The organism is Streptomyces carminius, from assembly GCF_002794255.1.
GTDB lineage: Bacteria > Actinomycetota > Actinomycetes > Streptomycetales > Streptomycetaceae > Streptomyces > Streptomyces carminius.
This window is the reverse complement of sequence record NZ_PGGW01000071.1, coordinates 298,958-321,934: the sequence shown is the minus strand read 5'-3', so window position 1 is coordinate 321,934 and position 22,977 is coordinate 298,958. Positions and strand designations below refer to the sequence as shown.

19 protein-coding genes and 3 pseudogenes are annotated in these 22,977 nt (G+C 72.1%); 15 read left to right on the top strand and 7 right to left on the bottom strand.

Annotation, left to right across the window (positions count from 1 at the left end):
• The 3 genes from CUT44_RS32530 to CUT44_RS32520 form a co-directional block, all read left to right on the top strand.
• Positions 1-1,497, top strand: a 1,497-nt coding sequence (locus CUT44_RS32530) for an acyl-CoA mutase large subunit family protein (protein ID WP_100205583.1), incomplete at its 5' end; no start/stop codon positions are given.
• A 33-nt stretch (positions 1,498-1,530) separates the two neighbouring features.
• Entirely contained in the window at positions 1,531-1,935 is a 405-nt protein-coding gene (locus CUT44_RS32525) for a cobalamin B12-binding domain-containing protein (RefSeq protein ID WP_100205582.1), read from the top strand.
• 139 nt (positions 1,936-2,074) lie between these two features.
• The gene (locus CUT44_RS32520; RefSeq protein ID WP_100205581.1) at positions 2,075-3,193 is read left to right on the top strand and encodes an NADH:flavin oxidoreductase; all 1,119 of its coding nucleotides are present in this window, start codon (positions 2,075-2,077) and stop codon (positions 3,191-3,193) included.
• A gap of 271 nt (positions 3,194-3,464) precedes the next feature.
• On the opposite strand, the gene CUT44_RS32515 is transcribed toward CUT44_RS32520, so the two are convergent.
• Positions 3,465-4,295, bottom strand: a complete 831-nt coding sequence (locus CUT44_RS32515; protein WP_233221826.1) for a PaaX family transcriptional regulator — start codon at positions 4,293-4,295, stop codon at positions 3,465-3,467.
• A 210-nt stretch (positions 4,296-4,505) separates the two neighbouring features.
• Here CUT44_RS32515 and CUT44_RS34425 point away from each other — a divergent pair.
• From CUT44_RS34425 to CUT44_RS32485, 5 genes and pseudogenes are all read left to right on the top strand, one after another.
• Positions 4,506-5,726 (top strand): annotated as a pseudogene (locus tag CUT44_RS34425) (MFS transporter); the annotation flags it as partial.
• A 67-nt stretch (positions 5,727-5,793) separates the two neighbouring features.
• A pseudogene (locus tag CUT44_RS34420) lies at positions 5,794-6,336 on the top strand (DUF5753 domain-containing protein); the annotation flags it as partial.
• Positions 6,315-6,527, top strand: a complete 213-nt coding sequence (locus tag CUT44_RS34415; RefSeq protein ID WP_100205624.1) for a DUF397 domain-containing protein — start codon at positions 6,315-6,317, stop codon at positions 6,525-6,527. The pseudogene CUT44_RS34420 and the gene CUT44_RS34415, both read left to right, overlap by 22 nt.
• Before the next feature lie 424 nt (positions 6,528-6,951).
• Positions 6,952-7,920: a hypothetical protein gene (locus CUT44_RS32490; RefSeq protein WP_146252338.1), complete on the top strand. Its 969-nt coding sequence runs from the start codon at positions 6,952-6,954 to the stop codon at positions 7,918-7,920.
• Between the two features lie 5 nt (positions 7,921-7,925).
• Positions 7,926-8,504 (top strand): hypothetical protein, encoded by a 579-nt coding sequence (locus CUT44_RS32485; RefSeq protein WP_100205578.1) that lies wholly within the window; start codon positions 7,926-7,928, stop codon positions 8,502-8,504.
• A gap of 122 nt (positions 8,505-8,626) precedes the next feature.
• On the opposite strand, the gene CUT44_RS32480 is transcribed toward CUT44_RS32485, so the two are convergent.
• On the bottom strand, positions 8,627-9,622 hold the full coding sequence (locus CUT44_RS32480; protein WP_100205577.1) for an alpha/beta fold hydrolase: 996 nt from the start codon (positions 9,620-9,622) through the stop codon (positions 8,627-8,629).
• Positions 9,623-9,956: 334 nt separating this feature from the next.
• Between CUT44_RS32480 and CUT44_RS32475 the strand changes: the two genes are divergently transcribed.
• Genes CUT44_RS32475 through CUT44_RS32465 form a run of 3 tightly spaced genes read left to right on the top strand, consistent with a single transcriptional unit; the run spans position 9,957 to position 12,851 of the window.
• The gene (locus CUT44_RS32475) at positions 9,957-10,904 is read left to right on the top strand and encodes an NAD-dependent epimerase/dehydratase family protein (RefSeq protein ID WP_100205576.1); all 948 of its coding nucleotides are present in this window, start codon (positions 9,957-9,959) and stop codon (positions 10,902-10,904) included.
• Positions 10,905-10,962: 58 nt separating this feature from the next.
• Positions 10,963-12,192: a sensor histidine kinase gene (locus CUT44_RS32470; protein ID WP_233221825.1), complete on the top strand. Its 1,230-nt coding sequence runs from the start codon at positions 10,963-10,965 to the stop codon at positions 12,190-12,192.
• Positions 12,189-12,851, top strand: coding sequence for a response regulator (locus CUT44_RS32465; RefSeq protein ID WP_100205575.1), 663 nt, complete (start codon positions 12,189-12,191; stop codon positions 12,849-12,851). The genes CUT44_RS32470 and CUT44_RS32465 overlap by 4 nt, the downstream gene beginning before the upstream one ends.
• A gap of 47 nt (positions 12,852-12,898) precedes the next feature.
• On the opposite strand, the gene CUT44_RS32460 is transcribed toward CUT44_RS32465, so the two are convergent.
• On the bottom strand, positions 12,899-13,336 hold the full coding sequence (locus CUT44_RS32460; RefSeq protein ID WP_100205574.1) for a hypothetical protein: 438 nt from the start codon (positions 13,334-13,336) through the stop codon (positions 12,899-12,901).
• Between the two features lie 707 nt (positions 13,337-14,043).
• Between CUT44_RS32460 and CUT44_RS32455 the strand changes: the two genes are divergently transcribed.
• Positions 14,044-15,321, top strand: coding sequence for an RICIN domain-containing protein (locus CUT44_RS32455; RefSeq protein ID WP_100205573.1), 1,278 nt, complete (start codon positions 14,044-14,046; stop codon positions 15,319-15,321).
• Positions 15,322-15,585: 264 nt separating this feature from the next.
• Positions 15,586-15,933, top strand: a pseudogene (locus tag CUT44_RS32450) (helix-turn-helix domain-containing protein); the annotation flags it as partial.
• Between the two features lie 111 nt (positions 15,934-16,044).
• Here the strand turns inward: CUT44_RS32450 and CUT44_RS32445 are convergent.
• Positions 16,045-16,692 (bottom strand): COG4315 family predicted lipoprotein, encoded by a 648-nt coding sequence (locus tag CUT44_RS32445; RefSeq protein WP_100205572.1) that lies wholly within the window; start codon positions 16,690-16,692, stop codon positions 16,045-16,047.
• 238 nt (positions 16,693-16,930) lie between these two features.
• Here CUT44_RS32445 and CUT44_RS32440 point away from each other — a divergent pair, with 238 nt between their 5' ends.
• Together CUT44_RS32440 and CUT44_RS32435 are read left to right on the top strand one after the other, a co-directional pair.
• Positions 16,931-17,848, top strand: a complete 918-nt coding sequence (locus CUT44_RS32440) for a CHRD domain-containing protein (RefSeq protein WP_100205571.1) — start codon at positions 16,931-16,933, stop codon at positions 17,846-17,848.
• Between the two features lie 130 nt (positions 17,849-17,978).
• Positions 17,979-18,995 carry an alpha/beta hydrolase gene (locus tag CUT44_RS32435; RefSeq protein ID WP_100205570.1) on the top strand — a complete coding sequence of 339 codons (1,017 nt, stop codon included), beginning with the start codon at positions 17,979-17,981 and terminating at the stop codon, positions 18,993-18,995.
• Between the two features lie 445 nt (positions 18,996-19,440).
• Here CUT44_RS32435 and CUT44_RS32430 read toward each other — a convergent pair whose 3' ends face one another.
• From CUT44_RS32430 to CUT44_RS32420, 3 genes are all read right to left on the bottom strand, one after another.
• Positions 19,441-20,346 (bottom strand): carbohydrate ABC transporter permease, encoded by a 906-nt coding sequence (locus CUT44_RS32430; protein ID WP_100205569.1) that lies wholly within the window; start codon positions 20,344-20,346, stop codon positions 19,441-19,443.
• A complete protein-coding gene (locus tag CUT44_RS32425) occupies positions 20,343-21,386 on the bottom strand; it encodes a carbohydrate ABC transporter permease (protein WP_100205568.1) in 1,044 nt (347 codons plus the stop codon). The genes CUT44_RS32430 and CUT44_RS32425 overlap by 4 nt, the downstream gene beginning before the upstream one ends.
• 153 nt (positions 21,387-21,539) lie before the next feature.
• Positions 21,540-22,856, bottom strand: coding sequence for an ABC transporter substrate-binding protein (locus tag CUT44_RS32420; RefSeq protein ID WP_100205567.1), 1,317 nt, complete (start codon positions 22,854-22,856; stop codon positions 21,540-21,542).
• Between the last annotated feature and the right edge of the window lie 121 nt (positions 22,857-22,977).

Genomic DNA, 22,977 nt, shown 5'->3' with positions numbered 1-22,977 from the left:
CTGGGCGAGCCGGGGGCGTACCCGTACACCCGGGGCGTCTACCCGAGCATGTACACCGGGCGGCCGTGGACGATGCGGCAGTACGCCGGGTTCGGCACGGCGACCGAGTCCAACGCGCGCTACAAGCAGCTCATCGCCAACGGCACCATGGGTCTGTCGGTCGCCTTCGACCTGCCCACCCAGATGGGCCACGACTCCGACGCGCCGATCGCGAGCGGCGAGGTCGGCAAGGTCGGCGTGGCGATCGACTCGATCGAGGACATGCGGGTGCTGTTCGACGGCATCCCGCTGGGCGAGGTCTCCACCTCGATGACGATCAACGCGCCGGCGGCCGTGCTGCTGCTGCTCTACCAGCTCGTGGCCGAGGAGCAGGGCGTGCCGGCGGCGAAGCTGACCGGCACCATCCAGAACGACGTGCTCAAGGAGTACATCGCCCGCGGCACCTACATCTTCCCGCCCAGGCCCTCGCTGCGGCTGATCTCGGACATCTTCAAGTACTGCCGGGCCGAGATCCCGCGCTGGAACACCATCTCCATCTCCGGCTACCACATGGCCGAGGCCGGGGCGACGCCCGCGCAGGAGATCGCCTTCACCCTGGCCGACGGCATCGAGTACGTACGCACCGCGGTCGCGGCCGGCATGGACGTGGACGACTTCGCGCCGCGGCTCTCCTTCTTCTTCGTCGCCCGCACCACGATCCTGGAGGAGGTCGCCAAGTTCCGCGCGGCCCGCCGGATCTGGGCGCGGGTGATGAGGGAGACCTTCGGCGCGAAGAACCCCAGGTCGCTGATGCTGCGCTTCCACACCCAGACCGCGGGGGTGCAGCTCACCGCCCAGCAGCCCGAGGTGAACCTGGTGCGCGTGGCCGTGCAGGGCCTGGGCGCGGTGCTGGGCGGCACCCAGTCACTGCACACCAACTCCTACGACGAGGCCATCGCGCTGCCCACCGACAAGTCGGCCCGGCTGGCGCTGCGCACCCAGCAGGTGCTGGCGCACGAGACCGACGTGACCGCCACCGTCGACCCCTTCGCCGGGTCCTACGTCGTCGAGAGGATGACCGACGAGATCGAGGAGCTGGTCACCGGGCTGATCGGGAAGGTCGAGGAGCTGGGCGGCGCGGTGGCCGCCATCGAGCACGGCTACCAGAAGGGCGAGATCGAGCGCAGCGCGTACCGCATCGCCCAGGAGACCGACTCCGGCGAGCGGGTGGTCGTCGGGGTCAACCGCTTCCAGCTCGACGAGGAGGAGCCCTACGAGCCGCTGCGGGTGGACCCGGCCATCGAGGCCCAGCAGGCCGAACGCCTGGCCAAACTGCGGGCCTGGCGTGACCAGGCCCGTGTGGACGAGTCACTCGTCCTGCTCAGGAAGGCCGCCGAGGGGAGCGACAACGTGCTGTACCCGATGAGGGAGGCGCTGCGCGAGCGCGCCACCGTCGGCGAGGTCTGCAACACGCTGCGCGAGGTGTGGGGCGCCTACACCCCCACCGACACCTTCTGACCACAGGCCCGAGGGGAGAGGAGGAACACGACGATGCGCAACCGAATCCGCGTGGTGATCGCCAAGCCGGGGCTCGACGGCCACGACCGCGGCGCCAAGGTGATCGCGCGGGCGCTGCGCGACGCCGGTATGGAGGTCATCTACACCGGCCTGCACCAGACGCCCGAGCAGATCGTGGACACCGCGATCCAGGAGGACGCCGACGCGATCGGCATGTCCATCCTCTCCGGTGCGCACAACACGCTCTTCGCCAAGGTGCTGGAGCTGCTGCGCGAGCGTGACGCGGAGGACATCAAGGTCTTCGGCGGCGGCATCATCCCCGAGGACGACATCGCCCCGCTCAAGGCCCAGGGCGTCGCCGAGATCTTCACGCCCGGCGCCCCCACCGGCCAGGTGGTGGAGTGGGTCCGCTCCCATGTGGGATCGGTGGCGGCCTGACCCCGTCCGGATCCTGCGACCGCCGGGCCCAGCCCACCGGTCTCCCCGGCCGCAGGGGAGTCGGCGGATCCGGTGGCGCCGACCGTACAGAACGGAATGCGCCGCACACAGGCGCCGTCGACCGAAGGTGGACCTCTCCATGACCAGCGACTCGGCTACACGCACCGCGAACGTGCTCGGCAGGCCCTTCTCCCTGGGAAGTCTCACTGTTCGCAACAGGATCGTGATGGCGCCGATGACCCGCGAGTTCTCACCCGGCGGCGTGCCGGGCGCCGAGGTGGCGGAGTACTACGCCCGGCGGGCTGCCGCTCAGGTGGGGCTGATCATCACCGAGGGCACGTACATCGGGCACCCCGCCGCCGGCGACAGCGACCGCGTGCCCCGTTTCCACGGGGAGGAGGCACTCGACGGCTGGACGAAGGTGGCGGACACGGTCCACCGCGCGGGCGGACGGATCATTCCGCAGCTGTGGCACATGGGCATGGCGCGTGCCGCCGGCTCCCCGGCTTTCCCGGACGTCCCGCGCATGGGCCCCTCGGGCATCCCCCCGCAGGGGAGGGAGCGGGGCCACGCGATGACGCAGGCGGACATCGACGCCGTGGTCGGAGCCTTCGCCACCGCTGCAGCCGAGGCCGAGGCCCGCGGCTTCGACGGTGTCGAACTGCACGGTGCCCACGGCTACCTGATCGACCAGTTCCTGTGGAACTACACCAACCGCCGCACCGACGCCTATGGCGGCGACCTCGTCTCCCGCACCCGTTTCGCCGCCGAAGTCGTCGCGGCCTGCCGTCAGGCGGTCTCCGCGGACTTCCCGATCCTCTTCCGCATGTCCCAGTGGAAGCAGGGCGGCTACCAGGCCAGGATCGCCCCGACGCCGCAGAAGCTCGAAGCCCTCCTGACTCCGCTGGTCGAAGCCGGAGTCGGCGCCTTCCACTGCTCCACGCGCCGCTACTGGCTGCCGGAGTTCGAGGACTCCGACCTCAACCTGGCAGGTTGGGTGAAGAAGATCTCCGGTCGTCCCACCGTCACGGTCGGTTCGGTGGGCTTGGACAACGAGTTCTTCAACGCCTTCCAGGGGAAGGGGAGCGGCGTCGCGGACATCGGCGCCCTTCTGGAAAGGGCGGAGCGAGACGAGTTCGATCTTGTCTCGGTCGGCCGCTCCCTGCTGGGTGACCCGGAGTGGGCCGCGAAGGTCCTCGCGGGCCGCTTCGGTGAACTCCGGCCCTTCGACGCGGAGAACCTCGCCACCCTCTACTGAGTCCGTCGTCCGTGCCGTCCCGGACGGCCGTACGGCAGCACACACGGGAGGCTCACCGAGGCGGGCCGGCTGGACGACCGCCGCGCTCGGCCCCGCCCGCGGCCGGGCCAGGGCTTCGCGCGTGCACCCGGCCACGACCGGCTGCTGTCCCGGACGGCCGTGCCGGTCGGGGGAGGGAAGGACTTCGGCTCGGGTTCGGGTGTGGGGTCCGGTTCGCCGCCGTCGTCCCCGTGCCCACTGAGCCGGTGGGCACGGGGACGCTGTGGCGTCGTCACAGCTCGATCTCGTCCAGCAGTTCCGTCGCCGACGCCCGCGCGCCCGGGGCGACCTTGTGGTCCAGCAGGCGGAAGACCTGCTCGGCGCGGATGGCCGGCCAGTGCTCGGGCAGGTGCTCGGCCGGCAGGTGCGGATCCTGGCGGACGAGCTGCGGCCAGTCGGTGTGCAGCAGGATCTGGCAGGCGAGGTCGTCGTCGGCGACCGGCGGGGTGCTGGTGTCCCACCGCTCCAGGAACGCCCGGTAGCGGGCGGCGACGGCCTCGACGTCGAAGGCGCGGCGGACCAGGTCGGCGGAGTCGGTCAGACCCGTGGGCCGGGCCCGCAGGGTGGTGATGTGGTCCCCCAGGCCGAGGGGGGCCAGGGCCGTCACGACGTCCCGGGTGCCCGCCGCGATCCACAGGCCGCCCTGGAGCGGGGCGAACCCGGCCCAGGTCAGCCGGGAGCGCAGGTCGTGGCGCGCGCTGCCCCGGTCGTTGGGCAGGGTGAAGCCGACCACGGTCCAGGTGCCGTCCCAGTCCCGGTTGATCGCGCCGGTGTCGCGGACCCGGCGGCGCCCGTCCTCCAGCACCCCGGCGGCGTGCTGCGTGAGCCCGAAGTACGCCTTGCGCCCCCTGCGGTGCCGGGCCAGCAGGCCGCGCTTGGTCATACGGGCCAGGGTGGAGCGCACCGCCTCCTCCGACACCCCGAGGCGGGCGAAGACGTCGATGACGCTTCCCGAGTAGACGGCGACCTCGCGGTCCAGCACGTAGATGCCCAGGAAGCTGAACATGAGCGACTGCGGACGGGCCGAGGCCGCCGCGGTGGGCTCGTCGTTGTCGGATGTCACGTCACGAGGGTAGACGAGGCGCCCGATGCTGGTCACGATCTCGACCCAGGCAAAAAAAGTGCCTCACTTTGAGTGGATCGGCCGACCGGGCCGGTCACGGCCCGCCACCCACCGGGCGCCCCGGGCGGTACGGGCAGCCACGTCAGCCGCCCCGGGAACACCGGTTCCCACCGGGCCGGCCCCCCTCGGCCGAGCAAGGAAGCTCACGACATGCAGGCCGCTTCCCCCCGACAGCCACACCCGAAGCCGGCGCACGACCCCGTACAACTGCGCCGGGCGGTGACCTCCAGCTTCATCGGGAGCGTCATCGAGTACTACGACTTCCTCCTGTACGCCACCGCCGCCGCGGTGGTCTTCGCCGAGGTCTTCTTCTCCAACCTCAGCCCGCTGGCCGCCACCCTCGCCGGCTTCAGCACCTTCGCCACCGGATACCTGGCCAGACCGCTGGGCGGCATCCTCTTCGGGCACTTCGGGGACCGGATCGGCCGCAAGCGGATGCTGGTCCTGACGATGTCCCTCATGGGCGTCGCCAGCTTCCTCATCGGCGTCCTGCCCACCTACGAGCAGGCCGGCACCCTGGCCCCGGTCGCGCTGGTGCTGCTGCGCATCGTGCAGGGCGTGGCGGTGGGCGGCGAGTGGGGCGGCGCCGTGCTCATGTCCGCCGAGCACGCCACCGGGCGGCGGGGGCTGTGGGCCAGCTTCACCAACGCCGGGGCGCCCTTCGGCATGGCGCTCTCCACCGTCGCCCTCTCCGGGACGGCCGCCATCGTGGGGGAGGACGCCTTCATCTCCTGGGGCTGGCGCATCCCCTTCCTGCTCAGCCTGATGCTGCTGGCCGTCGGCCTGTTCATCCGGCTGCGGGTCGCCGAGACCCCGGTGTTCGCCGAGGAGGAGAGGCGGCTGCGGCAGGCGCCGCGCCGGTCCCTGCCGCTGTGGGACGTCGTACGCCACCACCCCCGGGTGCTGCTGCTGGGGATCGGGGTCGGCCTGTCCGCGTTCGTCGTGCAGGGCATGCTGACCACCTACCTGATCGCCTACGCGGTGAACGGCGGCTACGAACGGCAGACGGTGCTCTACAGCCTGGCGCTCTCCTCGACCCTGGCGGTGGCCGGCATCGTGGGCTGGTCGTCGCTCTCCGACCGGCTGGGGCGCCGCCCGGTGGTGACGGCGGGCGCGCTGGCGGTGGCGGCCTACTCGTTCGTACTGTTCCCGATGGTCGACAGCGGCAGCACGGGAATGCCCGTCCTGGCGCTCGTGATCGGGCAGTCGCTGCTGCACCCGCTGATGTACGGCCCGCTCGCGGCGCTGTACACGGAGCTGTTCGCCACCCGCAACCGCTACACCGGCGCGTCCCTCGGCTACCAGATCGCCGGTCTCGGCGCCGGTTTCGCGCCGCTGATCTTCACCAAGGTGCAGGCCGAGACCGGGGACAACGCCACACTGGTCATCCCCGTGATCGTCGCCGCGTTCTGCCTGGCGGCGGTGGTCTGCATCGCCGTCCTCGGCGAGCCTGTGGCACTTCGCGGTGAGCGTGCTGCCGGGACTGCTGCAGACCCCGGCGTACGCGCGGGAGGTGCTGGCCGCGGGCGGGCTGGCGGGGGAGGAACTGGAACGGCAGGTCACGGCGCGGACGAGCCGGCGGGAGCTGCTGGAGGGCAAGAACGCCCCGCCGCTGAGGACGATCCTCTCGGAGGCGGTGCTGCGCACACCGCTGCGGAACGCGGGGGAGTGGCGGGAGCAGTTGGAGCACCTGCTGGAGATGGCCGAGCGGCCGAACGTCACGATGCAGGTGCTGCCGCTGAGCGCCGGCATGCACGGGCTGGTCAACGCCACCGTGATGTTCCTGCGGCTCCCGGGCGGACAGACGGCGGCCTACCTGGAGAACGGCTACCGGGGCGACCTCATCGAAGCGGACGCTCCGGTCGAACGCCTGCAACGCGCGTACGATGCGATGCGCGACTCCGCGCTGCCCCCTGCCGAGTCGCAGAAGTTCGTCCTGGCCATCCTGGAGGAAGTGCTGTGCGACGTTCCATCGACCTGAGTGCCGCGACCTGGCGCAAGAGCAGCTACAGCAATCAGGACGGAGGCGAGTGCGTCGAGGTCTGCGACGACTTCGCCGCCGTCGTACCCGTACGGGACAGCAAGACCCCGCAGGGGCCGGTACTCGTCTTCCCGGCGGCGGGCTGGTCCTCGTTCGTGTCGGCGGTCAAGAACGGGCACCCGACCGCCTGAACCCGAAAGCCGGTGGCCCCGCGATCGCCCGGATCGCGGGGCCACCGGCGTTGTCCGGATAAATGGCGGCCACGGGATATCCGTCGCGCCCATGCCGCCGGACCTGCTAGAAAGCCCGTCGGGGGCGCACTCCGGTCGGCCGTCGCGCCGGGCGACATCCGGGCGCGGGGCCGGGGGAACCGGGATGTCTCACACCGCGAGGTGTGTGCGCCGCCCTGTGCACACCGACCACTGCACCGCGAGAGACGGGCGGAAAAAAATCCATATGAGGAAGACTTCACGACGGGCCGCGAGCGGCCCCGGGGGGACCTGCCGGAAGGTACTGTCGGCCGCGCTGGCGACGGCCCTCTCGGCGGGAACGCTCGCACTTCTCCCGGCAGCCGCGACGGCCGCCGAGGGCCCCGCACACGAGGACTCCGCGCGGGTGTCGACGCAGTCGAACACCCCGCCGGACACGCCCTCCAACCACTCCACCGACCCGTCCGTGCCCTGCGCCGACGGCGTCATCGGCACCACCGACTACGTCACGCTGCGCGCCGAGGTGAACGACGCGGAGGACAACAACCTCACCGCCGAGTTCCGCTACGCGCCCGAGGACGGCCCGGCCGTGACCGCCGAAGTCAAGGCGAGCAGCGGCTCCGTGGCGAGCGTGTACGTCCCGTCGGACAACCTCCGGGAAGGGGTGACGTACTGGTGGGAGGTCAGGGCCGGTGACGGCACCGCCCACAGCCCCTGGACCGACAGGTGCACGTTCAGCCTGGACAAGGAGCGCCCGTCGAGCCCGCCCGGGGTGACCTCCGAGGAGTTCCCGGAGGAGGAGGACGGCAACCCGGTCCGTACGGAGGGGAAGTTCACCTTCACCGCGGGCGGTGTGGACGACGTCGTCCGCTATGTGTGGGGGACCGAGGACGGCGCCGGCGGGTCCATAGACGCCGACGGGCCGGGCGGTTCCGCGACGGTCACCCACCGCCCGCTGCGGTCCGGCCCGCAGTACCTGTACGTCCGCAGTCTCGACGCCGCGGGCAACCAGTCGGACCTGAGGCGCTACCTCTTCCACCCGACGCGCCCCCCGCACCGGGACAGGTCCGGTGACCTCGACGGTGACTCCGCCGTCGACCTGTGGCTTGTCGACCCGGACACCGGGGCCCTGCTGTTCCACCGGGGCCGGGGCGACGGCACGTTCGAGCCGGGCCGCCGGGCCGCCGGGTCGGCGACGAGCGGTTCTTCGGAGAGGCGGTCCTCACCCATCGCGGTACCTGGAACGAGGACTACTACGAGGACGTCGTCATCCTGCGCCCCGGCTGGGACGACCCGAGGGTCAAGGAACTGTGGGTCCACGAGGGCAACGGCGACGGCGGCCTTACCTCCCCGGACAGCGGGAGCTGGCAACTGAAGGTCGTGGACGATGCCGACGACCACTGGGCGGACGCCGACCAGATCCTGTCCGTCGGCAGCCTCAACGACGACGACGGCGACGGCAGGGTCGACGACAGCGACGCGCCCGATCTGCTGGTGAAGTCCGGCGGGGAGCTGTGGCTCTACTTCGGCCACCGGGTGAGCCCGTTCCTCGACGAAATCCTGCCGGTCCGGCTCGGCGGCGCCGACTGGCAGGACATGACGCTCCTCGCGCCCGGCGACCTGAACGGGGACGGCCTGCCCGAGCTGTGGGCCCGCGACACCGTGAAGGGCACCGTCCACCAGTACACCAGCCGCCCGAACCCGGTGGCGGACGGTGCCGCCGTCGCGGACCTGAGCGTGTACGCCGACCCGGCCGTCCGTACCACCTCCATCGGCAGTGGCTTCACCGCCGCCGCGTATCCGCACCTGTCCACCGGCGGCGACTTCGAGGGCGACGGTTTCGCGGACCTGTGGGCCCGGAGTGACCGGGGCGACCTGGTCGGCTTCTCCGGCCGTGCCCTCACCGACGGCTCCGCGTTCGGCCCGGCCCGCCCGCTGATCACCGGCGGCACCCCGTAGGACGGGCACCCGGTGGCCTCCCGTCCGGAGGCCACCGGCCGGTGGACGCCGAGCGGCGGCCGCCGGGGCTCCGGCGCACGGTCCCGGCCGCCGGGCACCCCCGGGTGCCCGGCGGCCGGGTCTCACAGGTCGAGGGAGTCGAGCCAGTCGATCAGGAGCCGGTTGGTCTCCTCGGGGCGCTCCTGCTGGACGAAGTGGCCGCAGCCGTCCAGGACGTGTGAGCCGGCGAGGTTGGGCAGGGTGGTGGGATACGCCGCGATGGACTTGGCCAGCCAGGTGGTCGAGGCGTCCAGGGAGCCGCCGATGAACAGCGACGGCTGGGTGATCGGGGCTCCGGCGTGGTCGGCCAGGTCCTCCCAGTCCCGGTCCATGTTGCGGTAGCGGTTCAGGGCGCCGGTCATTCCGGTGCGCTCGAACTCCCCGGCGTAGAAGTCGAGATCGTCCTCGCTCAGCCAGGCCGGAAGCCGGCCGTCGGCGGGGGCGCGGTCGCGCATCGTGCCGCCGCGGCTGACGAAGTACGGGTGCGGGGCGCCGGGCGGGGGCATGGTGTCGGCGGACAGTGCGGCACAGAGGCCGCCCAGCCAGCCGCGCACGTCCGGCTCGATCTCGGCCTCGGCGCGGCCCGGCCGCTGGAAGTAGGAGACGTAGAACTCCTCCTCCCCGCCGTCCCCGCCCATCCGCGCGAAGACCTCGGTGGGCCTCGGCCCGCCGGGTGGGGTGTAGGGCACGCTGAGCAGCCCGACCGCGCGGAAGGTCTCGGGCCTCAGCAGGGCGGAGGTGGCCGCGATCGGCGAGCCCCAGTCGTGCCCGACGATCACGGCGCTCCGCTCGCCCAGGGCGTGCACCACGGCGGCGTTGTCCGCCACCAGGTCGAGCATCCGGTACGCCTCCACGGCCTCGGGCCGGGAGGAGCGCCCGTAACCGCGTACGTCGATCGCCACCGCGCGGTAGCCCGCCTCGGCCAGCGCGGGCAGCTGGTGGCGCCAGGAGTACCAGGACTCCGGGAACCCGTGCACGAGCAGGACCAGCGGCCCGCTGCCCTGCTCCACCAGGTGGATGCGGCCGGCGGGTGAGGGCACCAGCCGGTGGACGGGGCCGGGGGTGGGCGTGTGCTGCATGAATCCTCCACGGTGCGGACGGCCGTTGCCGGCCGTTGTCGGCGGACGGAACGGCCCGGAGCCCGCTGTCGCCGCTCCGGCCGCGCCGGTCCCCATCATGCTGCGTCCCGTTCCGCGCTCGTCACGCCCGTTGCCGTTCCGGCAAGAAACCGGTGTGTACCGGCGCCGCTCCCCTCGCGCCTTGAAAAACGGAACATCGTTCCGTACGCTACCGGAACGACGCTCCGTTTCGGCTGGAGGCCGGCACGGACGTCCCTTCCCACCGCACCCGCCGCCGACCGCACGAGACCGGCCGGCCGGGCGGCGGCCGGTCAGACACGAGAAGAGTTTCAAGATGATCCTGGTTACCGGAGGCCTCGGCTTCATCGGCTCCCACACCGTGCGGGCCCTTTCGGACCTGGGCGAGGACTGCGTACTGGTCCAGCGCCGGGCGGCCGAACCGCCGGCCGCCCTCGACGGCACCCGTACGGTGGTGGAGCGGTCCGACATCACCGACCTGACGGCGCTGCTCGACGTCGGTGCCCGCCACAAGATCACCGGCATCGTGCACCTCGCCGGATCCATGCCCTGGCCGCCCGACCCCGGCCGGCCCGTCGAGCAGACCCGCGAGGTGATCGGCGGCCTGTGCAACGTCTTCGAGGCCGCCCGCACCTGGGGCGTCACGCGGGTGGGCGTGGCCAGCACGATCGGCGTGTACGGCGGCGTCACCGCCGAGGGCGCGCTCGGCGAGGACCTGCCCCTGCCCATGACCGCACCCCACCTGATCCCCACCTTCAAGAAGATCGGCGAACTCCTGGGCGGCCACCTGGCCGACGCCGCCGGCGTCGAGGTCGTCAACTACCGCATCTCCGCGACCTGGGGACCGCGCGACCCCCACGGCCCGCTGTTCTTCGCCGCCCCCGAACTCGTCCGCGCCGCCGCCCTCGGCACCGAGCCGGACCTCTCCCTCCTCGGCAGGCCCGCGTACGCGGAGGACGCCATCGACCTGTGCTACGTCAAGGACACCGGCCGGGCCATCGCCCTCCTCCAACTCGCGGACCACCTGGGCCACCGCACCTACAACATCGGCTCCGGCCGTGCGACGACCAACGCCGAGATCATCGCCGCGATCCGGAAGACCGTCCCCGACGCCCGCATCGACCTGCCCACCGGCGGCACCGCCTCGCGGACCCACCTCGACATCACCCGCCTCCGGGCGGACACCGGTTACCGGCCCGACTACGACACCGAACGCGCCGCCGCCGACTACCTCGCCTGGCTGCGCGCGGGCAACGAGCGCTGAACGGGACCGCCGAACGGGAGCGCCGAACGGAACCGCGGGGTGGTCGTAGCATCCTGCGGTGTCCTCCTCCCGCTTACGGTCCCTGTCGGCCGACTCCGCCGTCGCCCTCGGCTTCGCGGCGGTCACCTGCGTCGCCGGCACCTACTACCAGCCCTCCGGCTGGCGCGCGTTCGACGGGCTCGGCTACGTCCTGGCCGTCCTGACCGCGCTGCCGCTGGCGGCACGGCGGCGGCTGCCGTTCCTGACGGTGCTGGCGTCCGGGGCCTGCTACGCCGTCTACCTCGGCTGCGGCTACCAGCCGTCCGTGAACTGGTGGACGCCGGTCATCGGACTGTTCAGCCTGGCCGGGTGCCGCCCGGTCGCCGTCGCCTGGGCCGCGGCCGTCCCCGTGGCGGCGGTCACGGTGCTGAGCGGGCTCGCCGGACGTCTGCACCTCGCACTGGTGGTCGCCCAGGCCGTTCTCGTCCCCGTGGTGGCCGTCTTCTTCGGCCACACCCGCTACCTCCTCGTCCGCGCCAACGCCAGGCTCCGCGAGGTCACCGCGGAACTGGTGGCCGAGCAGGAGGCACGCGCCCGCGACGCCGTCACGCTCGAACGCATGGCGATCGCGCGGGAACTGCACGACGTGGTGGCCCACCACATGTCGGTGGTCACCATCCAGGCCGGGCTCGCGGAGACGGTGCTCACCTCGGACGTCCCCACCGCCCGCGGTGCCCTGCGGACCGCAGCGGAGGCCGGCCGCGGCGCGCTCGACGAACTGCGGCGCCTGCTCACCGTCCTGCGCGTCCAGTCCGACGACGACGGACCGGAGGCGGCCTCCTACGAGGCGGCGCCCCGCCTCGCGAGGCTGCCGGAACTGGTCGGCGGCGCCGCCGCGGCCGGCCTGGACGTACGGTTCGCGCAGTCGGGGGAACCGGTCCCCCTGCCGCCCACCGCCGAGGTGTGCCTCTACCGGGTCGCACAGGAGGCGCTCACCAACGTCATCAAGCACGCCCCCGGCGCACACGTGGACCTCACCCTCGACCACACCCCGGACGAGGTCGCCCTCGTCGTCCGGGACGACGGCGCCGGCGGCGGCCCGGACGGCCGCGCCCGCCGGAGCACGGGGCCAAAAACCGTCCCCGGCTCGGGACTCGGCTTGGTCGGCATGCGCGAACGGGCCAGGATCTGCGGGGGACGCCTGTCCGCGGCACCGCGGGACGGAGGCGGTTTCGAAGTCGAGGTGGTCCTTCCGGTCCACGCGCGTCACCGTGCGGACCCGGAGGGCCGGGGGGAGCGCAGAACATGACACGCGTGCTCGTGGTGGACGACCAGGAACTCGTCAGAGCCGGCCTGGCCGCCCTGCTCCGGACGGCGCCGGACATCACCGAGGTGAGCGAGGCCTCCGACGGGGAGGCGGCCGTCGAGGCGGCGCGCCGCGAGCGGTGGGACGTGATCCTCATGGACATCCGGCTGCCGGGCATGAGCGGCATCACCGCCACCGAGGAGATCCTGAGCAGCGTGCCGGACCCGCCGCACGTGATCGTGCTGACGACCTTCGACGTGGACGAGTACGTGTACGCGGCGCTGCGCGCCGGCGCCGGCGGCTTCCTCCTCAAGGACACCTCGCCGCGGCGGCTCGTCGAGGCGGTCCGGGTCGTGTCCCGGGGCGAGATGCTCTTCGCCCCGGCCGTCACCCGGCGCCTGGTCGAGGCATACACCCGGCGGCCCGCCGCGGCGGTCGGGCCGGCGGCCCTGTCGGGGCTGACCGCGCGGGAGAGGGAGGTCCTGCGGCTGGTCGGCCTGGGCATCGACAACGAGGCCGTCGCCCAGCGGCTCCACGTCACCGAGGGAACCGTCAAGACGCACCTGCACCGGATCATGGTCAAGCTCTCCCTCAACAGCCGCGCCCAGGCGGTCGTCATGGCGTACGAGAGCGGGCTGGTCGTCCCCGGCCAGGCCCGGTGAGCGCGCGGCGTGCCGCCCCCGTCGACGGCACGCCGCACGGGACGGCCTCAGCCGTCCGCACTCACCCGCGACACCTCGTTGCACCGGCTGAGCGTGTTGTCGCTGTTGAAGAGGCAGACCTTGACGCCCACCTTCTCACCGGCGGTGACGTTGCCGACGGGGTCCCAGAGGACGGCGGCGCCGGCCAGCCCGTTGGTGTTGTTCCTGGCGCCGAGGTACACGCCGTCGACCCAGGCGTACGCCCGGACGCCCTTGCCGTCCGAGCAGTAGTCGTGGATGACGAGGTAGTCGTCGTTGTTGCCGCCGCCCGGCCAGCCCTCGCCGTAGTCGACGAAGTCGACCGAGCCGCATCCGCCGCTCGTGGTGTACACCGAGAAGCTGTCGTTCACGGCGGCGAAGGCGGTCTGGGTGCCGAGCAGCATCGTCGCGGCGGCGACCGCGGACGTGGTGAACGCCGCCCGGGCGGCCGTAGCACGGAAGTTCATGGTGAATCCCCCAATTCGGTGTCGCCGGCCGCGGCGTTCCCGTCGCGGTGGCCGGCTCGCTGACAGGTCGTCGTCCGACCTGGGCATGGACACTACGAGCGCCGCGCCGCCCGGTCGTCCAGCCCAGACCTGAGATGTGCCGGACCGCCGTGTGCCCTGTGCCGTATGCCCGTGGTTGACCTCCGGGCCGCGCCCGGTGCCTCTCACCCCGTGGCCCCGGGCCGGCCGCCCGGTCACGGACCTCGGTCCTGCCGCGCCCCGGCCTTCCGCGACAGTGCTCCGCTCGCCCGGGAGGAACCCGGCCCACCGGTCAACTGCTCGCCCCGCCGTGCCGGTTCGGTTCTCCCGCGGTCCGGGCCGAGGGAGGGCCGACGGCATTCCGCAGTTGCCTGCCGCATATTCTTCTGTCCCCTCCCGTGCACGGACCGCGGCAGAATCGCGGCCCGTGACGGCGGACAAGGCCCGGCCACCCCTTCCGGGCCCACCGGATGACGAAGACCACGGGCCGGAGGAGAACCGACAGCGGCGTGGCGGCATCCGACAGGTCGGGGGGCCTCCACGGGGGCCCACCCGCCGGCCGGGGCCGGCAACGGCCGGAACACCGCGCCGGCACGTACGCCGGGCGGCCGGCAGGCCATACGGCCCTGCGTGACCCGTCCCCCCGGCGGCCGGGGGGACACGCGACAGCACGACCAAGGAGACACGTGATGCCTCGCCAGGAGCGTTCCAGGGACACGGAGACGCCGGCCTCCTCGGGCGGCCCTGCGGAGAACGACTCGTCCGTCCGCCGGGCGGTCGCGCTGCCTTCCGTGGCCGCGGACCCGGGACAGGCGCTGGCCCCGTCCGTCCCGGCCCGGACTCCGGCGCCGGGGAGCGAGGAGAAGGCGGTGCGCCCGGACACCGCGTCGGACGAGCGGACCGCCCGGGCAGCCGATTCGGCGGCGACGGCCGTGTCGGCCGATCCGGAGCCGGAGCCGGAGAAGGCCGAGCCGGAGCCGAGGACGGCTCCGGAGGCCACCGCCACCGCCGCCGCAGCAACCTCGTCCGCAGCCCCGTCCACCGCGCCGGACACCGCTCTGGCCCCGGCACGGGGCCGGACCCGGGCCCAGGACCGGAGCGCCACCGGAGCGGCGGAGCCGGACACCGCCGGGGCCCTCTCGGCCGCCGCGCCCGCCGCGCCGCTCGGCACGGGCGCCGCCGCCGGGAACGGCGACGCCCCTCCCGGCAGCCCGAAGAAGCCGATGCTGGCCGCGGCCGGCATCGCGGGCTCGGTCCTCATCGCGATTCCGCTGCTGATCATGGTCAACGGCGGGTCCGACGAGGAGGAGAAGGACACCGTCGTGGTCGCCGACAGCGCCGACACCTCGCTCGGCGGCGACGAGCTGCGGCGCCCTCCGGCCACCTACGCACCCGCCACGCCGGACTCGAAGTCCGCGAAGGACAAGCCCTCGAAGACACCGTCGGCCGGGACGGTGACCAAGCGGGCCGTGCCGCCGGCCGGTGCCGGGGAGGACGAGGAGAAACCCTCCAAGGAGGCGCAGAAGAAGAAGGTCGTGACGCGGAAGACCGAGACCAAGCCCCCGACCAAGCCCGCGGCCGAACCCGGGATCAGGACGGTCCGGGTCGTCAGCGCCGACACCGGCAAGTGCCTGAGCGCGGGGGACGGAAACCTGGGGGCGAAGCTGGTCGTCTGGGACTGCGACGGCTCCCAGGCGCAGAAGTGGCGCTTCCCCGGCGACGGCACCGTACGGATCGACGACAAGTGCATGGACGTCCAGAACAGTTCGCAGTCGACCGAGGCCGTGATCCAGATGTGGGAGTGCAACGGCACGCAGGCCCAGCAGTTCCAGCTGAGCGCCAAGGGCGAACTCGTGGCCAAGATCTCCGGTCTCTGTCTGGACGTGTGGCACGGGCGGTCCAACGGCACCGGCGTCACGACGTGGCACTGCAACGATCAGCCGAACCAGCGGTGGACCCGCACCTGACCGACCGCCGCACCGGAGCCGCGGGAAGCGGCCGCGCGGCAGTTCCGTGCCGCGCGGCCGCTTCCCCAGGGTGTCTCCCCGGCATACCGTCTCCAGCAGTTCCGGGTCGTGCCCGGCCGCCGCGACACGCTGCCGGACGTGCCGGTGCGCTGCCCGGCGTACGACTCGGGTCGCCTCGGTGTACGAGTACCCTCGCGTGCCCGTACCGTCCCCGCCCTCGTTGAGCAGGTACGACCAGTACGACGAGGCGACGAGGGGTCCGCCATGGCGGACAACAGCAGCCGGCCCGAGACGTCCGACAGCATGAAGGCGTTCGGCGCCGTCCTCAAGGTCTTCCGTGACCGCGCCTCGCTCACTCAGGAGGAACTCGGTCCGCTCCTCAACTACTTCTCCCACTTCGTCAGTTCGGTCGAGCAGGGCCGCCGCCTGGCACCCGCCGACTTCGTCGAGCGGGTGGAGGAGGTCCTGGACGCCTTCGGCGCCCTGCGCGCGGTGGCCAGGCACATGGGGTGGCAGCCGGGGCTGGCCGTGTGGTTCCGGATGTGGGCCGGGCTGGAGAGGACGGCGGTGAGTCTGTGCACGTACGAGTGCCGGGTGGTCCCCGGCCTGCTCCAGACCGAGGCGTACGCACGGGCGGTCATGCGGGCCGTCCCGCCCCTGCCCACCGAGGAGGAGCGAGGCAGCGGATCGGCGCGCGGCTGGACCGGCGGCGCCCCGTCCGGCTCAGCCGTCCTTGCGGACCAGCTTGCCGTCGGGGGCCACGGCGAACCACTCGCCGTCCAGGCCCTGGCCGTTGAGCTCGCCCGGTCCGGCGTCCCCGACGTAGTAGTACAGCGGCCACTCGCCGTACACCGCCTGACTGATGCCGCCGCCGCGCCGGTCCTGCCGGAGCAGGCTCTTGTCCGCGCCCTTCCCGGCCGCCACCTCGCCGGGGCTGATCAGCGCCGGCCACTCCGCGACGCAGTCGGCGTCGCAGTCGCCCGCCCCGTCCTTGTCCTTGGTGAAGGCGTACAGGGTGCGGCCGGAGGAGTCCGCCAGGATGCGCCCGAGGTCCGACTCCACGACCTGGACGGCGACGCGCGGCGCGGTGCGTCTGCTCCGCGCGGTGCCGCCGGAGCCGCCGGACGTACCGGCCGAGGCGTCCCCGGCGTCCTCCCGGCCGTCTGCCGAGCCGTCCCCCGCCCCGTCTGCCGGCCCCTCCGCGGGGGCGCTCGCGGACGGTGCCCGGGACCACGCCTCGACGCCGGAGGAGTCCGCCGACACCGGCGGGGGCGCGCTCGCGGCGGAGCCGTAGCCGTTCGGGTCCCCGCCGCCGCAGGCGGCCAGAACCAGCGCCAGGGGCGCTACGAGCAGAGCTATGCGGGTGCGCATGACGACCGTCCTCGTGTCCGTGATATCCGTGTGCCCGTCGCGGTGCCGCCGCCGGTCGCGGCGACCGCGTCGCGAGGGGGATACGCACGACTCTCGCCCGGTGACTCAGGGTTGGTGCGAAAGCGTCAAAGTCCGGTCCCGGCTGAGTGGCCCACCGCGCCGGTCCGTGGAAGGGGACGACCGGCCGTCCCGTGCGGGGCGGCCCGGCCGACCCCTGGCCTCCCGGAAGGACGCACACATGAGAAGGCGTTTTCTGCCCCTGTCGGCCGCAGCGCTCGCCCTCGCACTGCTGGGCGGAGTCCCGGGCGCGTCCGCTGCCCCGGCCGCCCCCACGCCCGGCGCCCTGCACACCACGAGGGGCGCGTCGTTCTCCCTGGCGGCCAAACTCACCGGCGACCAGGAGGTCCGTGATCCCGGCGGGCCCGCCGCCGGGGACGGCCAGGGCAGGGCGATCGCGCTGATCACCGTCAAGGGCAAGCGGCTGGTCTACGCACTCAAGTGGCAGGGCATCCGGCCGCCGAGCGCGGGCCACATCCACATCGGCGGTGCCGGGCGGAACGGCGACGTGAAGATCCCGCTGTTCACGACGGCCATGCCGAAGACGGCGCGCTCCGCCGCGGGCCGGGTCACGGTGGGCACCAAGGCGCTGAAGGCCCTCGCCGCCCACCCCGGCGGCTTCTACGTCAACCTGCACACCGAGGAGTTCCCGGGCGGGGCGGTGCGCGGCCAGCTCCGGCACCTGAAGAAGAAGGTCAACCCGCTCGCCGTCTTCACGGCGGGCAAGCTGCGCGCCCTGGCCAGTGGCTTCCAGGAGATCGGCGAGGACGGCGAGCCGTTCGCCGGTGACCTGGACGGCTACGGCGTCGGCTTCGTCCAGCCCCGGGGCGGCCGGGCGGACTACTCCGTGGCGTGGCTGAACATCGGCAGCCCCACCGCCGCGCACGTCCACCAGGGCGGGCCCGGTGTCAACGGCCGGGTGCGGTTCCCGCTGTTCACCCAGCCGGTGCCGGAGAACGTCTTCGCGCTGGGCGGCACCGTGGGCGGACTGGACCCCGCCGGTCTGAAGCGCATCGCCGCCAACGCGCCCGGCTTCTACCTCAACCTGCACAACGAGGAGTTCCCCGACGGCGCCGTCCGCGGCCAGCTCGGCCACTGACGGGGCCGGTGGTGAAGAGTGGTGATACCCCGCTGGTATCACAGCGGATCGAAGCGGTCTTGGACAAGATCATCCAGCGCGCGCAGGCTCAGCTTGTCACTTCGACGGTCGTCATCAGAAGGAGCAAGCGGTGAAGAAGCCCGATTTTCGGCGGTGGCGGGCGGCGGCCCTGGTCGGCATCGCGCTGACCGGCGTGGTCGTCACCGGCCCGAGCGCCGCGTACGCCGGTCAGCCGGCTCGCCACAGCGGTGACCTCGACCTGCGGGTCGCGGTCGGGGTCAACGGAGTGGATACGGTCAGGATCCACGCCGAGCGGTACGTCCCGGCGGGGAAGGTCCGCGGGGTGCAGGTCATGGTGCCCGGCGCCACCTACGACCACCACTACTTCGATCTCGGCGGGGGTGGTGTCGTGTCGCAGGCGCGGCAGGCAGCTCGGGAGGGGTGGCTGGTGATCGCGCTCGACCGGGTCGGCACCGGTAAGTCGTCGAAGCCGCCGGCCGCGTCCGTCACGACCGCGGTGCAGGTGGCGTCGATCGACCACTTCGTCGATCGGATCGACGCCATGTACCGGGGGCTGCCGATCGCCCTCGTCGGACACTCCTACGGCAGCGTGGTCGCCGAGGGCGTGGCCGCCCGGTCGGACAAGGTCGACGCGCTGGTCGTCACAGGGTTCCTGTACCGCCGGACAGCGCCGTCGTTCGACGGGTTCCCCGAGCTCGTCCCGGCCGCCACCGATCCCGTGCTCGGCAGGGAGAAGTTCCCCGCGGACTACCTGACCACGTCGCCGGGATCGCGGAAGTTCTTCTACCACCTCCCGAACGCCGACCCGGCGACGGTCGCCGCCGACGAGCGGACGAAGTCGGCCACGACGGCGGCGGAGGTCCCGGGCTTCACGGAGGAGCTCGTGGGCCGCGCCTTCGCGAAGGCCGTGCGTGTGCCGGTTCTGGTCGTCGTCGGAGAGGAGGACTACCTCTATCGGGGCAACGACCCCGCGGCGTTCGAACCCGATCAGCGGAGCGCGTTCGCCGCGGCGGCCGACGTCCGGGTCGTGCTGATTCCCGGTGCCGGGCACGATCTCGCGCTGCACCGCAACGCGCCGTTCACCACCATGGTCATCAACTGGTGGGCGTCCTCGGCGGTCGCGTGACCCGGGAGGAACTCCCGGCCCGAACACCTGGTCCTGACAGGTCACCACGGCGATTCCGCGGAGCTGTCGCGCGGTACCGGGCCCGCCGGTCCGCTGGACGAACCCAACTCCCGCATCGTCGGTCCCGATCCGCGCATCGGGCCCTCGTGCCCGGTGAAGCCAGGTGTCCACCGGGAGGGCGGACTGGAGCGCACCCGGCGCCCCCGGCGTACCGGATCCGGCCGCTGCCGGAAGAGCACCACTACGGCGAGGACACCGACATCGGGAAGCGGTACGGCCTGGCGGCACTGCGCACGACTCCCGGAACGGGGCACGGCGAGAGCCGTGTGGAAGACGTCCCCGAGCCGTGATCGCCGGAACTGCGCCTGATCCGTACCGAGCGCGTCGCCGTGCATGAGGCGTCAGCCGACCGGGTGGCCGGCTGTCCACGGGGGCGGGGCGCGGGTCACTTCACCGCGCCCCGCGCGAAGCCGTTGTAGATGTAGCGCTGGAGGAAGAGAAAGAGCAGCAGCGTCGGCAGGATCACCAGGATCGCGCCCGCCGAGATGTGCTCCCAGTGCGCGCCGAACGGGCCCTTGAAGCGGAACAGCGCCGTGGACATCGTCCCCAGCTCCTGCGAGGGCATGTAGAGGAAGGGGATGTAGAAGTCGTTGTAGACGGTGATGCCCTTGATGATCACCACCGTGGCGACCGCCGGCTTCAGCAGCGGGAAGACGATCCGCCAGAAGATCGTGACGGTGTTCGCGCCGTCCAGCCGCGCCGCCTCGTCCAGCGTGGTCGGGATGCCCCGGATGAACTGCAGGAAGACGTAGATCGACACGATGTCGGTGCCCATGTAGAGCAGGATCGGCGCCCACCGGGTGTCGAACAGCCCGAAGCCGTTGACCACCTGGAACGTCGCCACCTGGGTGGTCACGCCCGGCACCAGCGTGGCGACGAGGAACAGCGCCACCACCAGCTTCCGGAACCGGAAGTCGAAGCGGTCGATCGCGTACGCCGTCATCGACCCGATCACCACCGTGCCCGTGATGGAGAAGGCCAGGATGAAGGCGGTGTTCCCGAACGCGGTGAGCAGGCGCCCGTCGGTGAACGCCGTGGCGTAGTTGCCGAAGTTGAGCCAGTCGCCGGGCAGGGACAGCGCGTCGCCGCCGCCCGTCACCTCCTTCGAGGTCTTCAGCGAGGTCAGGAAGACCACCACCAGCGGCAGCAGCACCACCAGGCAGGCGAGCACCAGCGACAGGTAGGTCAGCGCGGGGCCGAGCCACCGGCGCCGCTCGCGGGGCGGCGCGGCGGCGGATGCGGAGGTGGGGACGAGGGCGGGGGCGGGCGGTGGAGCGGGCACCGGGGTCATACCAGATCAACCCTCTCGTCGGGCACGATACGGCGCTGGATCCAGGTGACCAGCAGGATGATCAGCAGCAGGACGACGGCCGCGGCCGAGGCCAGCCCCGTCTTGTTGAACTGGAAGGCCAGCTTCACCGTCTGGATGACGAACGTCTCGGTCCCCGTCGCCCCGCCGGTCATGATGTACGGGATCTCGAACACCGACAGCGAGCCGGAGACCGCCAGGACCACGCTCAGGCTCAGCACCGGCCGGATGCCCGGCGCGATGATGTACCGGAACTGCTGCCACCGGCTCGCGCCGTCGAGCTGCGCCGCCTCGTACAGCTCGCCGGGGATCGACTGGATCGCGCCGAGGAACAGCACGAAGTTCAGCCCCATGAAGCGCCACACCGACACCCCCGCCAGTGAGGTGTTCGCCGACTCGGGGGTGCCCAGCCAGGCGTGGTCGGTGCCGGCGCCGAACCAGGACAGCAGGGAGTCCAGCGTCCCGCCGTCCTGGAAGAAGTAGAGGAAGACGAAGCCGATGGCCACGCCGTTGACCAGGTAGGGGAAGAACAGGATCCCCTTGAACAGGTTGCGGAAGCGGACGTCGAAGCTCAGCACCGTCGCGAAGTACAGCGCGAGGACGATCTGCACCGCCGAGGCGGCCAGGTAGTAGAAGCTCACGAAGAACACCCGGAACAGCTCGGGCCGGGTGAACAGCTCGGTGTAGTTGCCGGCGCCGACGAAGTCCCGGTCCGGGCTCACCCCGTCCCAGTCCGTGAAGCTGTAGAAGACCATGTTGCCCACGGGGACGTAGGTGAACGTGATCAGCAGCGCCAGCGGCACCGCCAGGAACAGCCACGGGGTGACGCGGCGCAGCGGGTGGTCGCGCCAGGATCTCGGGGGCGGGGCGGGGGAGGCGGTGGGGGAGCGGTCCCGACGGGTGCCGGGCGGCGCGGCGGCCGCCTTGCGGACGCCGAGCGCCGGGGCGGCGTCCGTCGTGCCGGCCGTACCGTCCGCGGCGGGCGTGCCGGGCGTGCCGGTGGTGTCTGTCGTATCGCTCATGTCGGCCCTTCGTCTCGGCCTGTCGTCGTCCGCGGACACGGGAGCGGGGAGAGGGGAGAGAGGAGGCGGGGAGGCGGGGGCGGGGGAGAGCACGGGCCCCGGGGCGGGCGGCCGACGCGTACGCCACCCGTCCCCGGTCCCCGCGGCCGGGTGTCAGCCGGCCGTCCGCACGGCCTCGGACCAGCGCTTGTTGAGCTCGGCGAAGTAGCCCTCCAGGTCGCCGTCCTGCGCGCCGCGGGCGATGTCGACCAGCTTCTTGCGGTAGTCCGGCTTGGCGAGGCCGATCTCGGAGGCGTTGTCGACGGCGTTGACCTCGCCGGTCCTCGCCTCGGATCGCTCGATGAACTCGACATCGTTGTCGAGGTAGGGCCGGAGGGTCTCGGGCATCGGGTCCTCCTTCAGGACCGAGACCGCCCCCTCCGTCTCCGCGTAGCCCGACTCCTCGGTGAACCAGTCGATCCAGGCGCGGGCCGCGGACTTGTGGTCGGAGTGGATGTTCACCGCCTGCTGGTAGTCGGAGAGCAGCGTGGCGCAGAACTTCCCGTCCTTCTGCGCGGGGAACGGCATGAACCCGATGTCGTCCGGGTCCGTGCCCGCCTGCTCGGCGGCGTCCCGCAGCTGCGTGATCGCCCAGGAGCCCAGCAGCATGGTGCCGATCTCGCCCCGGGCGATCATGCCCTTGGAGTTCTCCCAGTTGGTGGTGGTCGGGTCCTTCTCGGTCAGCCCGTCCGCGACGATGTCGTGGAGCAGCTTGTCGATGACGTACAGGTCGCCGCCCTCGGTCCAGGGCTCCTCGGTGTCGGCCAGCTCGTCGTTGGCCTTTGTGTCGCAGCTGACCGAGCCGACGCTGTTGGACCAGGGGCTGGACAGCGGCCAGCCGTCCTTGAAGTTGGTGTAGTAGGGCACCGCGCCGGTCCTGTCCTTGATCGCCTCCAGAGAGGCGAGGAACTCCCCGGGAGTGGTGGGCCAGTCGGTGATCCCGGCCTTCTCCCAGACCGCCTTGTTGTGGACGAAGCCGTTGACGGTGCCGAAGCTCGCGATGCCGTACGTCTTCCCGTCCACGTCGGTCTTGCCGGTGAAGCGGTACTTCTTCGCCAGTTCGGCGGTCTCGCCCAGCGGCGCGAAGAACGTGGGGTAGTCGTTCTGGGCGATCACCCCGGGGATCATCAGCACGTCCCCGTAGTTCTCCGTGTTCATGCGGATCTTGACTTCGCCCTCGTAGTCGGTGATGCCCTCGAACTTCACCTTCACCTTGGGATAGGTCCTGTTGAACTCGGCGGCGTACTTCTTCATCGTGCCGTCCTGGACGAGGTCGGTCCGGTGCGTCAGGACGGTGATGTCCCCCGAGACCCCGGCCGGATCGCCGGGGGCGGTCGCGGTCTCGGTCGAGGGCGTGCCCCCGCCGCCGCAGCCCGCGACGGCCAGCAGTAAGGCGGCTGACAGCGCCCCTCCCAGCGGTTTCGTCCTCATCGTCCGGCTCCTTCCGGTGGCTGACGCCTCGAAGTCATCAGCGGATGCCGGAACTATGTCAGTGAGAGGTGAACCGGTAAAGGAGGATGCGGTCTTCTGTCCCGGAAGCACCGCGGGGCGC